Below are 14,301 nucleotides of genomic sequence, written 5' to 3'. Positions count from 1 at the left end.
GTGACCACGACATCAGAACTCGCTGTTCGGGTCGTAGTAGTCGTCGACGTTGGCTCTCGTGATCTGCGGCGAGGGAACGACCGTGTCCTTCTCGGCCTGTCCGCCGTCGAGCAGCTCGATCAGGCGCTCGAAGGCGGCGTCGCCCATCGTGACGGCGTCGTTGAGGCCGGTGACCTCGTAGTTGCCGCCTCTTCTGATCTCCGCCAGCGCCTCCTTCTGCCCGTCGACGCCCGCGATGAAGATCTGCTCGCTCTTGCCGGCGTCTCTGATCGCCTTCTGCGCGCCGAGGCACATCGAGTCGTTCTCGCAGAAGACGGCGTCGAGGTCCTTGTTCTTCGCCAGCAGGTTCTCCATCACTCTGAGGCCGCCGTCGGAGGACCACTCGCCGAAGTCCGGCGCGACGACCAGCTCGATGCCGGCGCCTTCGAGCACCGATCTGACGCCCTCGGTGCGGGCGAGGCCGATCGAGTTGTCGGCCGGGCCGCCGCGGATGATCGCGACCTTGCCGCTGCCGCCGAGTCTCTCGGAGATGTACTCGCCGTCCTGTCTGCCGATCGCCTCGTTGTCGGGGCCGACCCAGCTGGTGTAGTCGCCGGACTGGAACTTGCGGTCGACGAGCACCACCGGGATGCCCTTCTGCTTGATCGCGTTCAGCGCCGCCGGCGCCGCCTCCAGCGGGCCGCCGGAGATGACGATCCCGTCGACGCCCTGCGCGAGCAGGTCCTCGACGTTGGAGGTCAGCGCGGCCGCGTCGCCCTTCGCGTCGGTCACGAGCACCTCGTTGCCGGCTCTCTGGCCGTCGCGCTCGACGGTCTTGGAGATGCCGATGAAGTACGGCGCGCCGAGCGTGAAGTTCGCCATGCCGATCTTGAATCTTCTGCCGCCCGAGCCCTCCGAGGCGGTCGTGGACGCGGTGCCGGACGAGCCGGACGAGCCGCTGTCCTTGTCGTCGCTGGAGCCGCAGGCCGCGACCCCGAAGACGCACAGCACGGCAACTGCCAAAGCGAGCAGTCGTCGCATTGGGATACTCCTCCTTGTTGGTACGAATGGGCGATGGGGGGACCGGCTCACGGCGCCAACCAGCAGCCGGTCCCTCATCGTTCGTCTTCCGTTCGCCGGGCCAGGACGACGGCGACGATGATCAGGCCCTTGAGGACCTGCTGCCAGTAGCTCTGGACGTCGTAGAGCGTGAGCAGGTTGTCGATCAGCGCGAGCAGCACGACGCCGCCGAGCGTGCCGAGCACCGAGCCGCGCCCGCCGGCCAGGCTGGCGCCGCCGATCACGCAGGCGGCGATCGCGTTCAGCTCGAAGGCGACGCCGACGGACGGCTGCGCGATGCCGACGCGCGAGGCGAGGATCACGCCCGCCAGGCCGGCGAGGAAGCCGCTGATCATGTAGGTGACGAGGATGTGGCGCGGCACGTTGACGCCGGCCAGGCGGACGGCCTCGCGATTGCCGCCGATCGCGATGATCGCGCGGCCCGCGCCGGTGCGCGTGAGGAAGACCCACGCGAGCGCGAAGACGGCGACGACGATCAGCGTCGCGACCGGGAACGGGCCGATCGACTCGGTCCCGATCCAGAGGAAGCCGATGTCGGTCGGCGTCACCGGCGTCTCGCTGTAGACGTAGGCGAGGCCGCGGATCGTCGTCAGCGCGGCGAGCGTGACGACGAACGGCGCCAGCCGGAAGCGCGCCACCAGCATGCCGTTGACGAAGCCGCAGGCGACGCCGGCGGCGACGCCGATCGCCATCGCGAGCGGGATCGGCAGGTCGGCCGAGAGGCCGGCCGCCATGATGCCCGCGAGCGCGACGACCGAGCCGACCGACAGGTCGATGCCGCCGGTCAGGATCACCATCAGCATCCCGAGCGCGAGCAGGCCGGTCGTGACCGACTGCTTCATCAGGTTGGTGATGTTGTCGTCGGTCATGAACGAGTCGGTCGTCGTCGCGGCGACGATCAGCAGGACGACGAAGGCGACGACGAAGCTGCCGTTGATCAGCAGGCTGCGGTCGTCGCGCAGACGCTGCACGATCACGCCGCCACCCCGATCGAATGGGCCAGCAGCAGCTCCTCGTCGGCCTCGGCGCTGGGCACGTCGGCGACGAGCCGGCCCTCGTGCATCACCAGCACGCGGTCGGTCGCGCCGATCACCTCGGTCAGGTCGGAGGAGATCATCAGCACGCCGAGCCCGGCGCGCGTGAGCTGGTCGATCTCGCGGTAGAGGTCGACGCGCGCGGCGACGTCGACGCCGCGCGTCGGCTCGTCGAGGATCAGCACCTTCGGTCTCGACAGCAGCCACTTCGCCAGCACCACCTTCTGCTGGTTGCCGCCGGAGAGCTGCTTGACCGGCTTGCTGGTCGTGCGCGGGCGCACGTCGAGCCGCTCGTTCATGTCCTCGATCGCCGCCTGCTGGCGCTTGCGGTCGAGCAGGCCGTGTCTGCGCCAGCGCGGCAGCGTCGCCAGCGCCGCGTTGTCGCGCACCGACAGGTCGAGCACGAGCCCGCTGCCCTTGCGGTCCTCGGTCACGAACGCGAGCCCCTGCGCGATCGCCTCCTTCGGCGAGCGCAGCCTCACCGCTCTGCCGGCGAGGCGGATCTCGCCGGCGTCGTGCGGGGCGGCCGCGAACAGGCACTCGGCCAGCTCGGTGCGCCCGCTCCCGACGAGCCCGAAGACGCCCACGACCTCGCCGGCGCAGACGCTCAGCGAGACCTCCTCGAACGCGCCCTCGCGCGTCAGTCCGGTGGTCCCCAGCAGCTCCCGTCCGGGCTTCTCGCGCCGGTCCGGGTAGATCTGCTCCAGCCGGCGGCCGGCCATCTGCCGCACGATCTCCTCCTCGTTGGTCTCTCTCGGTGTGCTCGTGGCCGCGATCAGCCCGTCCTTGATGACGGTGATGCGGTCGGCGATCTCCATCACCTCGTCGAGCCGGTGCGAGACGTACAGCACCAGCACGCCGTCAGCCCGCAGCGAGCGGATCAGCGCGAACAGCTGGTCGAGGTCGTCGCCGGCGAGCACCGCGGAGGGCTCGTCGAGGATCAGCATCCGCGGCTCGCTCGCCATCGCCTTCGCGATCTCGACCATCTGCTGGCGCGCGACGCTCAGCCGCTTCGCGGGCGTTCTCGGGTCGACCCCGGTGAAGCCGGTCCGGCTCAGCAGCGCGCGCGTGCGCTCGTGCGCGGCGGGCCAGTCGACCAGCCCGCCTCTCTTCGGCAGGTCGCCGAGCAGCACGTTCTCGGTCACGCTCAGCTGCGGCACCAGCGTCAGCTCCTGGTGGACGGTGCGGATCCCGAGCGCGGCGGCCGCGGCCGGCGAGCCGAGCGCGACCTCGCGGCCGTCGACCGCGATCGTGCCGGCGTCGCGCGCGACCGCGCCGCAGAGGATCTTGATGAGCGTCGACTTGCCGGCGCCGTTGGCGCCCGCGATCGCGACGACCTCGCCGCCGTGCGCCTCGAAGTCGATCCCGTGCAGGACCTCGACGCCCGAGTAGGCCTTGCGGACTCCTCTCAGCGAGAGCATCAGCTGAAGGCGTCCATGACCACGACCGTCTTCTCCTCGGTCATGTCCTTGAGCGTGTCGTGGATCCCCTCGCGCGCCCCGCCGGTCTGCTTGACGCCGCCGAACGGCAGGTTCTCCGAGCGCAGCGCGGTCGAGCCGTTGACGATCACGCCGCCGGCCTCCAGCCGCGCGGCGAGCGCGAAGGCGCGCTGCACGTCGCGCGTGAAGACGGCGGCGTGGAGGCCGTAGTCGGAGTCGTTGGCGTAGGCGACCGCCTGCTCGGCGCTGTCGACGCGCACCAGCGGCGCGACCGGGCCGAAGATCTCGTCGCGGATCGCCGGCTCGTCGGGTCTCACGCCGGTCAGCACCGTCGGGGCGACGAAGGCGCCGTCGCGCGTGCCGCCGAGCGCGAGCGTCGCGCCGTCGGCGACCGCCTGCGCGATCGACGCCTCGACCGCCTTCGCGGCCGCCTCGGTGATCAGCGGGCCGACCTCCGTCTCCTCCTGCAGCGGGTCGCCGAGCTTCAGCCCGCGCGCCTGCTCCACGAGCTTCTCAGCGAGCGCGTCGTGGACGGCGTCCTCGACGAAGATGCGCTTGACGGCGCAGCAGATCTGACCGTTGCCGCGCGCGAGGCGGCCGAGCACGATCGCCTCGGCGGCCTTGTCGAGGTCGGCGTCGGCGCAGACGATCATCGGGTCGTTGGAGCCGAGCTCGAGGTGGACGCGCTTGAGCGTCGGCGCGGCGAGCGCCGACAGCGCGCGGCCGGCGGCGGTCGAGCCGGTGAGGCTGATCAGCTGCACGCCGGGGTCGGCGGCGAGCGCGCTGGCGACCTCCGGCCCGCCGCCGAGCAGCTGGTGCGCGTGGGGTGGCGCGCCGGCCTGCTCGACGATCTGCGCGACCTCGATCACCGCCAGCGGGCACTTCTCCGGCGGCTTGACGATCACCGCGTTGCCGGCGGCGAGCGCCGCGGCGGCCTTGTGCGCGTACAGCTCGACCGGGTAGTTGAACGGCACGATCGCGGCGACGACGCCGAGCGGCTCGTGGCGCGTGAAGGCGAGGTGGCGCTCGAGGCCGGGGACGGCGTCGAGCGGGATCTGGCGGCCGAAGAGGCGCTTGGCCTCCTCGCCGTAGCCGCGGAAGATGCGGATCGCGGCGGCGACCTCGCCGCGCGTCTGCGCGATCGGCTTGCCGTTCTCGCGCGCGAGCAGGGTCGCCAGCTCCTCGTCGCGCGCCGCGATCCCGTCGGCGATGCGCGCGAGCAGGTCGGCGCGCGCGTGCGCGGGCAGCGCGGCCATCGCTCTGCGGCCCTCCTGCGCCTGCGCGATCGCGCGCGCGACGGCGGCTGCGTCGGCGATCTCCATCGTGCCGACGAGCGAGCCGTCGGCGGGGTTGCGGATCTCCAGCTCGTGCGCTGCGGTGGCGGTCATCGTCGTCTACCTCGTGTGGGTCGAAGCGGGGGCGTGCATGCGGGCGCGGCCGAGCCGTCTGGAGATCTCGGCGGCGGCGGCGATCATGTGCGGCGTCAGCTCGGTGCAGCGCTCGTGGCTCATCCGCACCTCGGGCGCGGAGACGCTGATCGCGGCGACCGGCTCGTGGCCGACGACGACCGCGGCGCCGATGCAGCGGACGCCGATCTCGTTCTCCTCGTCGTCGAGCGCGACGCCGACGGCGCGCACCCTGTCGACCTCGGCCAGCAGCGCCGCGCGCTCGACGATCGTGCGCTCGGTGCGGGCCGCGCGCGGGATCGCGAGCGCCCGCTCCAGCGGCTCGCCGTCGAGGTTGGCGAGGATCGCCTTGCCCATCGCGGAGCAGTAGAAGGGGACGCGCGCGCCGATCCGGGAGACGAGCCGGACCGAGTGCGGGCTCTCGATCTTGGCGATGTAGACGACCTCGTCGTCGGCGACGACGCCGAGGTGGACGGTCTCGCCGGTGCGCGCCGCGAGCGTGTTGAGGATCGGCGCGGCGGCGCTGCGGACGTCGTCGCCGTCGAGCAGCGTGCCAGCCAGCTCGACGAGCTTGTAGCCGAGTCTCAGGTGGCCGCGCTCGTCGCGCCGCAGCACGCCGAGGCGCAGCAGCGTCGCGACGTAGCGATGCGTCGTCGACTTGGCGGTCGGGATCATCGCGGCGAGCTGTCCGAGCGTGATCCCGTCCTCGCCGGCGAGCGCGATCCGCTCGAGCACGTCGAAGGCGCGCACGACGCTGGTCGAGGTGCCGGAGCCCTCGGCGATCATCGCGTGTCCTCCCGCCGGCGGGCAGGGTGAATTGTCACCGGGCGCGGGGGCGTCCCGGCGTGCAGGCAGCAGCACACGTCTCTCCTCCGTCCGCTCGGCGCGCCTTGATGCGTACCACGGCAGCCGAGCTTGGTGACGCGGCCCGTTCGAACCTCTCGAACGCCGTCCGTCACAACCGTACGGCGCGCACTCTAGCGGCACGTCACAGAGACAATCAAGCGAATAAATAGGTCCCTGTTCGGATCTTCCGAACCGGTGCTGACGGGGTTCGAATAACTCGGACGCGTAAAAAATGACGCGCCTGGGAAGTGGCGCGCGCCGAGCCGTGAGCGACCGCGGCGGGCGATCCTAGCGCGGGCGCGCGCCCGGCCAGGTGAGCCTGAGCAGCGTCTCGATCTGCTCCGGCGGCCACGGCTCGTCGCGCAGCAGCATGTGCAGGCAGACACCCTCGACCGCCGCCTGGAACGCCTGCCGCTCGGCGCCTCTCAGCGCCGGCGCGAAGCTGTCGGCGACGGCCTCCAGCCAGCTCAGCGCGGCGGGCCGCAGGTGCGGTCTGCGCAGCGCGAGCAGGTACAGCTCGTAGCTGATCACGAGCCGGTCGCCGGTGCCGCCGAGGTCCTCGACGAGCAGCCGCGCGAGCGCGGCGAGCGAGTGGTCGCGCTGCTCGTGCAGGGTCGCGAGGAGGTCGTCGGTCGCCTGTTGCAGCGCGGTCGCGACGAGGCCGTCGATGCCGGCGAAGTGGTAGCTGACGGAGGCGAGCGAGACGCCGGCCTGCTCGGCGATCGCGCGGTGCGTGAGCGCGGCGACGCCACCCTGCTCGATCACCTCGATCGCCGCGCGCACGAGCTGCTCGCGGCGCGCGGCGCCGCGCGCGCGGCGGCCGTCCTCGGGGACCGGACCGCTCAATGCGACGCCCCCGCCTCGAGCGCGACGACGCCGCCGATCACCAGCACGATACCGCCGAGCTGCAGCGCCGAGAGCGACTCGCCGAACAGCGGGACCGACAGCGCCGCGACGGCCGCGACGCCGATCGCCGACCAGATCCCGTACGCGACGCCGAGCGGCACGCCGCGCTCCAGCGCCATCGACAGCAGCGTGAACGTGACGACGTAGCCGACGGCCATGACCGCTGCGAACGGCAGCTTGCTGAAGCCCTCAGACGCCCGCAGGCTCAACGTCGCCACGATCTCGGCGCAGATCGCGCCGGCCAGGAACAGGTACCCCATCCCACGCACTCCAACTATCCGAACGAACTTCTTGGAAGGTTGTTCGGATAGTAGCGGAGGGCGTCGGCCTGCTTACGTGAGAGGCATGTCAATCGTCATCATCGGAGCAGGACCGAACCTCGGCGCGGCGGTCGCGCGGCGGTTCGGGCGCGAGGGGATGGGCGTCGGGCTGATCGCGCGCGACGCGGCCAAGCTCGACACGCTCGCCGGCCAGCTGCGCGAGGACGGCCTCACCGCCGAGGTCGCGACCGCCGACATCCGGGACACCGACGCGCTCACGCGCGCGATCGCGACGCTCGCCGAGCGGCTCGGCCCGGTCGAGGTGCTGGAGTACTCGCCGCTGCCGGCGAGAGCGTTCATGAAGCCGATCCTCGAGACGACCGTCGAGGACGTGCGCGGGCCGCTGGAGTTCAGCGTGCTGGGCGCCGTGGCGGCGGCGCGCGCGGTCGTGCCGGGGATGCTGGAGCGCGGCGCGGGCACGATCCTCTACACGACCGGCGGCGCCGCGATCGCGCCGTACCCGCTGCGGGCCGGCGTCGGCATCTCGTTCGCGGGCGAGGTCGCCTACGCGCGGATGCTGCACGAGGAGCTGGCGCCGCGCGGCATCCATGTCGGCCACACCGCGATCGGGGGCATCATCGCCCCAGGCGGCGCCCACGAGCCCGCCGACGTCGCGGAGCTGCTGTGGCGCGAGCACCACCAGGCGCGCGACCGCTTCCAGATCCGCATCGGCATCGACTGAACCCCTTGGAGGACCACCTCATGAGCAACGACACCACCGGCCGCGTCGCGGTCATCACCGGCGCCTCGTCGGGCATCGGCGAGGCGACCGCGCGCGCGTTCGTGCGCGACGGGCTGCGCGTCGCGCTGCTGGCGCGCCGCGCCGAGCGGATCGAGGCGCTGGCGCAGGAGCTGGGCGCGGGCGCCGTCGCGATCCCCGCCGACGTGACCGACCGCGACTCGCTCGTCGCCGCCGCCGCGCGCGTGCAGGCGGAGCTGGGCGGCGCCGACGTGCTCGTCAACAACGCCGGCGTGATGCTGCTGGCGCCGTTCAGCTCCGCGCAGCGCGCCGAGCACCGGCAGATGGTCGAGGTCAACCTGCTCGGCGCGATGACCGCGACCGAGGTCTTCCTCGACCAGCTGCGCGACGGCGAGGGCGACCTGATCAACATCTCCTCGGTCGCCGGCCGCACCGCCGGCCCCGGCTCGTCGGTCTACAACGCGACCAAGTGGGGCCTCAACGGCTGGTCGGAGGCGCTGCGCAGAGAGCTGCAGCCGGCCGTCCGCGTGACGCTGATCGAGCCCGGCGCGATCGCGACCGAGCTGACCGACCACATCACCGACCCCGCCGCCAAGAAGGGCAGCGAGGGCTTCTACGCCAGCACCGCGATCCCGGTCGAGGACGTCGCCGACGTGATCGCCTTCGCCGTCACCCGCCCCCACCGCATGACCCTCAACGAGATCCTGGTCCGCCCGACGGCGCAGACGCTGTAGCCGCTACGGTCTACAAGGCCAGCCCGACATGCCGCCACGCTCTCGCAGGCTGGAAGCACTCGATTCTCAGCACCCTGCAGATGTCCGGCATGTTGTCGACGCTCGCCTTGGCGCGCGCGACGGTGCCGGTCGGGCTCATGCCTTCGTACGTCGCGACGCCGAACCCGCGCACGCTCGCTTCGGCGATGACGAACGGATCAGCTCTGTCGCGGCCTTGCTTGAACCGGAATCTCGTCAGCAGACCGCCCGCCAGCCGCTGAACGTCGTGCGAAGGCTCCGCCACGAAAGGCCTGCGCTCGCGAACCCATGCAAACGCGCCGCCGCTGCCGTCTCTCAACTCTTCGTAGACGGAACGTGGCACCACGACGTTGCCAGCACGCCACTCCGTGTCGAGGAACGCCCAGAATCCCTTGATCGAATCGGGAAGGTAGTGCGCATTGAAAGCGCCGATCAGAGCTGACGTGTCGAGGACGATCACGCTCGGTCTCGGCTATCGATCCAGCAGCTCTCGGTCTGCGAAAGCCCGCAGCTTTGCAAAGTCCTCGACCTTCGTTCTCAGCAAGCGTGACGCGGTCGCGAGCGTCACCGCAGAGGAGTCAGCAGCGGCGAGCACGAGGTCCGTGAACGTCGGGCTCAAGCGAGCGACCTTGCGCTGATTGCCGTTTCCACCCTTTGCCGTCGGGCCGGAGAACGACCGGCCCAGGATGTCGCGAGCCTGCGACCAGCCCAGCAAACCGAGTTGGGCGGCGCGTGTGGCCGCGGCGCCTGGAGTGACGCCAAAGTCCTGGGCGATCGACTCGATCGAACGCCCTTGTCCCACGCCGAACGACTCAGCGAACTCCGGCTCCGGCATCAGAACGGTGCCGGCGTACTCATCACACCAGCGCTCTTCATCGTCTCGGCGCTCGTCTGCGACGTCGAGCAGCAGATGCGCGAACTCGTGCATGACGGTGAAAGCCTGCGCACGAGGATCCTCGGCGCTGTTCACGTAGATGGCAGGGACGTCTGCATGCGGCAGCACGAAACCCCGAACGCCGCTGTCCGGGACCGGGCAGCGGATGACGAGCACGCCCGCCCACTCGGCTGCCCGCACCACCGCCCGGCGGGAATGCCAGATGTTGCGCGGGTCCGATGACCGCAGCGCATAGGGCTCCAGACCGAGAATGTGTGCGAGATACGTCGCTTCCGGCAGCCGAGGCAGTTGGAGCCGTCGCATCGCCTCATGCCACGGCGGTGACTCGCCAAGCGCGGCCCAGAGGTCCACCGTCGTGTCCTGCTGGTCGCGGATCTCTCGCTCGAGCTTGATCAGCTCCGGACTCCACGGCGGTCTCGGCGCCCCGCGCAGGCGTCGGTACTTCGCGTCGACAGACAGTTCCGCGGGAGGCTCTGGACTCATCAGGAGCGCCAATGACCGGCCGTACGCCGCCGCTGCCAGTTCCGCCTGGCGCAGCGTCAAGAAGTGATCGCCGCGCTCAGCCGCAAGCAGGATGTCCTCTCTGACGCCGACCTTTCTGGCCGCGGACGACGGCGCGTAGCCCGCAGCCTCACGGGCCCATCTGAGCACATTCGGGGTGGTGAGCGCACGCGTCGCCATCGCGCCAAGCGTAGCCGCTCCGCCGACAGATTGTGCCGCTATGCAGGGTTTTACTGTTGCTTCTGGTGCAACGCCATATCTGCGTGGCGCTCTAGCCGCTCACCGCTCGCTCAGCAGCGGCCGCGCGACGAGCGCGACGGCGGCGGCGAGGGCGGCAGCGAAGAGGAGCAGGCTGAGGCGCATGCTGACGAGCTGGGTCAGCAGGCCGAGGCCGACGACCGGGCCGGCGAGGCCGACGTAGCCGGCGAGGAAGAGGCCGGCGAGCGCCTCGGCGCGGCTCTCGTCGGGGGCGAGCGCGGCGCCGGTCGCGAGCGCGCCCTTGAACAGCAGGCCGGCGCCCGCGCCGATCGCGACGCCGCCGGCGAGGAACAGCGCGAGGCTCGGCGACGGCAGCCAGACGCCGGCGACGGCGAGCGCGAGGCCCAGCGGCAGCGCCGTCAGGCCGGTCACGACCAGCCGCCGGGGCGGCAGCGCGATCGTCGCCAGCTGGGCCGCGACCGCGCTGCCGAAGACCGCCGCCGCGACCGCACCCGCCAGCAGGTGGGAGCGCTGGTGGAGCGTCTGCGCGAGGAAGGTCCCGGTCAGCGACGAGAACAGCCCGAGCGCGGCGAAGGCGAGCAGCGTCGCCGCCGCGGCGGCGAGGTAGCGGCCGCGCGCCGCCGACGGCACGACCACCCGCTGCGGCCGGTAGGCCGGGCGCGGCACCAGCGGCGGGCGCGTCTCCGGCGTCAGCGCGACCAGCACGATCCCGGCCAGCAGCAGCGCCAGCGAGACGGCGAAGGGGACGACCAGCGGCTGCGCGACCCACTGCGCGAGCGCGCCGCCGAGCAGCGCGCCGGCCGCGAAGCCGCCGAGGTTGGCGGCGGTCGCGACGAGCTGGGCGCGGCGCAGCGTCGACTGCGGCGCGTCGCGCGCCTCCAGCTCGGCCAGCCAGGCGGTCGCGGTCGCCGTCGCGACGCCGACGCCGAGCCCGCTCAGCACGCGCGCCAGCAGCAGCGCCGGGAGCGCCGAGGAGACCAGGAAGATCGCCGCCGCGGCGACGTTGAAGGCGAGCGCGGTCAGCAGCACGCGCCGCCGCCCGTGCCAGTCGGAGAGGTGACCGGCGGCGAACAGGCTGACGGCGACGCCGACCGCGTAGGCGGCGAAGACGACCGTCACCGTCAGCGACGAGAAGCCGTCGCGCTGCTGGTAGATCGGCCACAAGGGCGTCGGGATCGTCGTGAAGCCCATCACGACGGCGAAGGCGAAGGCGACCGCCCAGAAGCCGCCGACCCGGATGCGTTGACGAGGAACCGCGATCACTGACATGAAGCGCAGTCTGCGCCTCCGTCTCATCTCATTCAACGCACATCTACGACATCGGTCATCACCAAACGCGATAATGGCACGGCGATGGAGCTGCACCAGCTCAACACGTTCGTCGCGATCGCCGACGAGGGCAGCTTCACGCGCGCCGCCGACCGCCTGCACGTCGTCCAGTCGGCCGTCTCGGCGAGCGTCCGCAAGCTGGAGGCGGAGCTGGGCGTGACGCTGTTCGATCGCTCGACCCACCACGTCGCGCTCAGCGACGCCGGCCGCGTGCTGCTGCCCGAGGCGCGCGCGACGCTCGCCGCCGCCGCCTCCGCGCGCGAGGCGATCGAGCAGCACCGCGGCGGCCTGCGCGGCACGATCACGCTCGGGACGATGCAGGGCCAGGCGATGCGCGCGATCGGCGTCGCCGAGGTGCTCGCGGACTTCCGCCGCACGCACCCGGGCGTCGCGGTCCGCGTGCGCCACGGCGGCGGCTCGGCCGCGATGGCCGACGCCGTCCGCGACGGCCACCTCGACGTCGCCGTCGTCGCGCTGCCGGAGCCGGACCCGCCTGGGCTCGCGCTGACGCCGCTGGCGCGCGAGCCGATCATGCTCGCGGTCGCGCCCGGCCACCGCCTCGCCGCGCGCCGCAGCGTCGCGCTCGCCGCGCTGCGGGAGGAGGCGTTCGTCGAGCTGCCGCCCGGCTGGGGCACGCGCATGCTGGTCGACCGCGCCTTCGCCGCCGCCGGCATCGAGCGCACGATCGCCTACGAGGTCAACGACACCGCCGCCGTGCTCGACTTCGTCGCCCACGGCCTCGCGATCACGCTGATGCCGCGGTCGTACTCGACCGTGCCGGCGGGCGAGATCGCCTTCGTCCCGCTGCGCGGCCGGGTGCCGCGCTTCGAGACCTCGGTGATCGTCCCCGCCGACCGCCGCGTCGGCGCCGCCGCGCGCGCGCTGGTGGCGACGATCGAGCGGATCGCGGCGACGCACGCCTAGGCCTACTACATCCTCGCCGGGCCGAGGATGCACTCGCGGCCCGATTGCGGAGCGGCGCGACGGGTGCCATGGTCGAGCGCATGAAGTGGATCAGACGACATGCCCTTCTCCTGCTCGCCGCGGCCGCCGCGCTGCTGCTCGCGGCCGGGTTGAGACTGTCTCCCGCCGACCGGCTGCCCGGCGTCGGCTGGATGCTGATCGTGTGGTCGCTGGCGATCGTCGCCGGCGCCGTCACGGCTCGACGAGGCCGGAGCGGATCGCGTAACGAGTGAGGTCGACGCGGTCGCGCATGCCGAGCTTCTCGAGCACGTTCGCGCGGTGGCGGTCGACGGTCTTCTCGCTGATCACGAGCAGCTCCGCGATCTCGCGGCTGGTGTTGCCCTCGGCGACGAGCTTGACGATCTCGGTCTCGCGCGGCGTGAGCGGGTTCTCCGGCAGCTCCTCGCCGTCGCCGGCGCGGCGGACCCAGTCGCGCATCAACGCGCTGATCGCGGCCGGGTAGAGGAACGGCTCGCCGCGCACCACCGCGCGGCAGGCCTCGACGAGGTCTCTGTCGACGACCGACTTCAGCACGTAGCCGGAGGCGCCGGCGCGCAGCGCCTCGAACAGGTAGCGCTCGCTGTCGTGCATCGAGAGGATCAGGATCCGCAGCTCGGGCCGGCGCCTCGACAGCTCGCGCGCGACCTGGATGCCGGTCAGCCGCGGCATCGTCACGTCGAGCACGGCGAGGTCGACGTCGGCGCGCGTGCCGAGGTCGACCGCCTCCAGGCCGTCGCCGGCCTCGGCGACGACGGTCAGGTCGGGCTCGGCCTCCAGCACCAGCTTGAGCCCGTGGCGGACGACGGCGTGGTCGTCGGCGAGCAGGATCCTCGTCGGGTTCACGCCGCCACCGCCGCGACCGCCGCGCGCGGCAGCAGCAGCCGCACCTCGGTCCCGCCGCCGTCGGCCGCAACGGCGGTGAGCGAGCAGGAGCCGCCGAGCAGCAGCGCGCGCTCGTGCATCCCCTGGATCCCCGCGCCCGGCGCGCTGGCGCCGAGGCCGCGGCCGTCGTCGCGGGCGGTCAGGGCGAGCGCGCCCGCGCCCGTGTCGCCGGTGCGCGCCGGCCCCAGCGTCAGCTCGGCGCTGCGCGCCCCCGCATGCCGCAGCGTGTTCGTCAGCGCCTCCTGCGCGACGCGGTAGATCACCAGCTCGGCCTGCTCGGAGAGCGGCGGCAGCGCTGGCGCGACCGTCAGCCGCACGGCGATCCCGCCCTGCGCGCCGACGCGGTCGCAGAGCGCCGCGAGCGCCTCCTCCAGGCCGAGGTCGTCGAGCGCCTCGGGCCGCAGCCGCAGCGCGACGTCGCGCACCTCGCCCATCAGCGCGCGCGTCGCCTCGCGTGCCTCCGTCAGCTCGTCGTCGAGCGGCGGGGGCGCATGCTTGGCGACGCGGTCGATCTGCAGCATCAGCGCGGTCAGCGACTGGCCGATCCCGTCGTGCAGCTCGCGCGCGACCCGCAGCCGCTCCGCCTCCTGCGCGGTCAGCGAGCGCGCGACGCTGCCGCGGCGCTCGTCCTCCAGCCGGTCGAGCATGCGGTTGAACGCCTCGGTGAGGCGGCGCAGCTCGGGCGGCGCGTCCTGCGACGGCAGCCGCCGCCCGGGGTGGAGCGGCTCGACCGTCTCCATCAGCCCGGTGAGGCGGCGCAGCGGCGCCAGCGCGCGCCGCAGCAGCACGTAGTCGACGGCGGAGACGGCGGCCAGCAGCGCGAGCAGCACGACCGCCTCCAGGCGGGCGATCTCGGAGCTGACGGTCGCGGGCGTGAGCGCCAGCAGCAGCCCGGCGAGCACGATGACGGCGACGTTGAGGGTGAAGATCCGCTGCAGCAGCGACACCTCACCAGTGTGCCCCAGATCGCGGCGGCGGCGAGCGATCTGCACGCTCGCCCCCATGCGATCTGCATGCGCGCACCCATGTGCGCGCGGGCGTGGCGCCCAT

16 protein-coding genes are annotated in these 14,301 nt (G+C 72.4%); 4 read left to right on the top strand and 12 right to left on the bottom strand.

All coding sequences use genetic code 11. The features are described 5' to 3' along the window. Positions 1-12: 12 nt before the first annotated feature. The 7 genes from Q7L73_RS12185 to Q7L73_RS12155 all read right to left on the bottom strand — a co-directional run bounded on the left by Q7L73_RS12185 (position 13) and on the right by Q7L73_RS12155 (position 6,950). Positions 13-1,020 carry a substrate-binding domain-containing protein gene (locus tag Q7L73_RS12185; protein ID WP_304691980.1) on the bottom strand — a complete coding sequence of 336 codons (1,008 nt, stop codon included), beginning with the start codon at positions 1,018-1,020 and terminating at the stop codon, positions 13-15. Positions 1,021-1,094: 74 nt separating this feature from the next. Beyond that, positions 1,095-2,036: an ABC transporter permease gene (locus Q7L73_RS12180; RefSeq protein ID WP_304691979.1), complete on the bottom strand. Its 942-nt coding sequence runs from the start codon at positions 2,034-2,036 to the stop codon at positions 1,095-1,097. Next, positions 2,033-3,514: a sugar ABC transporter ATP-binding protein gene (locus Q7L73_RS12175; protein ID WP_304691978.1), complete on the bottom strand. Its 1,482-nt coding sequence runs from the start codon at positions 3,512-3,514 to the stop codon at positions 2,033-2,035. Before Q7L73_RS12175 ends, Q7L73_RS12180 begins: the two co-directional genes overlap by 4 nt. Further along, a complete protein-coding gene (locus tag Q7L73_RS12170) occupies positions 3,514-4,920 on the bottom strand; it encodes an aldehyde dehydrogenase family protein (RefSeq protein WP_304691977.1) in 1,407 nt (468 codons plus the stop codon). Before Q7L73_RS12170 ends, Q7L73_RS12175 begins: the two co-directional genes overlap by 1 nt. A 6-nt stretch (positions 4,921-4,926) precedes the next feature. Continuing rightward, positions 4,927-5,724: an IclR family transcriptional regulator gene (locus Q7L73_RS12165; protein WP_304691976.1), complete on the bottom strand. Its 798-nt coding sequence runs from the start codon at positions 5,722-5,724 to the stop codon at positions 4,927-4,929. A 348-nt stretch (positions 5,725-6,072) separates the two neighbouring features. Further along, positions 6,073-6,630 carry a TetR/AcrR family transcriptional regulator gene (locus Q7L73_RS12160; protein ID WP_304691975.1) on the bottom strand — a complete coding sequence of 186 codons (558 nt, stop codon included), beginning with the start codon at positions 6,628-6,630 and terminating at the stop codon, positions 6,073-6,075. Beyond that, complete coding sequence (locus tag Q7L73_RS12155) at positions 6,627-6,950, bottom strand: multidrug efflux SMR transporter (RefSeq protein ID WP_304691974.1); 324 nt, start codon at positions 6,948-6,950, stop codon at positions 6,627-6,629. Before Q7L73_RS12155 ends, Q7L73_RS12160 begins: the two co-directional genes overlap by 4 nt. An 85-nt stretch (positions 6,951-7,035) precedes the next feature. Between Q7L73_RS12155 and Q7L73_RS12150 the strand changes: the two genes are divergently transcribed. Beyond that, positions 7,036-7,692 carry an SDR family NAD(P)-dependent oxidoreductase gene (locus Q7L73_RS12150; RefSeq protein ID WP_304691973.1) on the top strand — a complete coding sequence of 219 codons (657 nt, stop codon included), beginning with the start codon at positions 7,036-7,038 and terminating at the stop codon, positions 7,690-7,692. A gap of 20 nt (positions 7,693-7,712) precedes the next feature. Further along, positions 7,713-8,444, top strand: a complete 732-nt coding sequence (locus Q7L73_RS12145) for an SDR family oxidoreductase (protein ID WP_304691972.1) — start codon at positions 7,713-7,715, stop codon at positions 8,442-8,444. 10 nt (positions 8,445-8,454) lie between these two features. Here Q7L73_RS12145 and Q7L73_RS12140 read toward each other — a convergent pair whose 3' ends face one another. The 3 genes from Q7L73_RS12140 to Q7L73_RS12130 form a co-directional block, all read right to left on the bottom strand. Continuing rightward, positions 8,455-8,922, bottom strand: coding sequence for a DUF4411 family protein (locus Q7L73_RS12140; RefSeq protein WP_304691971.1), 468 nt, complete (start codon positions 8,920-8,922; stop codon positions 8,455-8,457). A gap of 12 nt (positions 8,923-8,934) precedes the next feature. Then, on the bottom strand, positions 8,935-10,038 hold the full coding sequence (locus tag Q7L73_RS12135) for an XRE family transcriptional regulator (protein WP_304691970.1): 1,104 nt from the start codon (positions 10,036-10,038) through the stop codon (positions 8,935-8,937). Between the two features lie 99 nt (positions 10,039-10,137). Further along, entirely contained in the window at positions 10,138-11,346 is a 1,209-nt protein-coding gene (locus Q7L73_RS12130; RefSeq protein ID WP_304691969.1) for an MFS transporter, read from the bottom strand. 84 nt (positions 11,347-11,430) lie between these two features. On the opposite strand from Q7L73_RS12130, the gene Q7L73_RS12125 reads away from it, so the two are divergent. After that, positions 11,431-12,330, top strand: a complete 900-nt coding sequence (locus tag Q7L73_RS12125) for a LysR family transcriptional regulator (protein ID WP_304691968.1) — start codon at positions 11,431-11,433, stop codon at positions 12,328-12,330. An 80-nt stretch (positions 12,331-12,410) separates the two neighbouring features. Beyond that, entirely contained in the window at positions 12,411-12,602 is a 192-nt protein-coding gene (locus Q7L73_RS12120) for a hypothetical protein (RefSeq protein ID WP_304691967.1), read from the top strand. Here Q7L73_RS12120 and Q7L73_RS12115 read toward each other — a convergent pair. Further along, positions 12,562-13,212 carry a response regulator transcription factor gene (locus Q7L73_RS12115; RefSeq protein ID WP_304691966.1) on the bottom strand — a complete coding sequence of 217 codons (651 nt, stop codon included), beginning with the start codon at positions 13,210-13,212 and terminating at the stop codon, positions 12,562-12,564. The genes Q7L73_RS12120 and Q7L73_RS12115 overlap by 41 nt on opposite strands. After that, positions 13,209-14,198, bottom strand: coding sequence for a sensor histidine kinase (locus Q7L73_RS12110; RefSeq protein ID WP_304691965.1), 990 nt, complete (start codon positions 14,196-14,198; stop codon positions 13,209-13,211). The genes Q7L73_RS12115 and Q7L73_RS12110 overlap by 4 nt, the downstream gene beginning before the upstream one ends. Between the last annotated feature and the right edge of the window lie 103 nt (positions 14,199-14,301).

Source organism: Conexibacter sp. CPCC 205762 (assembly GCF_030646155.1).
Lineage (GTDB): Bacteria > Actinomycetota > Thermoleophilia > Solirubrobacterales > Solirubrobacteraceae > Conexibacter.
This window is presented reverse-complemented; position numbering and strand designations above follow the sequence as displayed.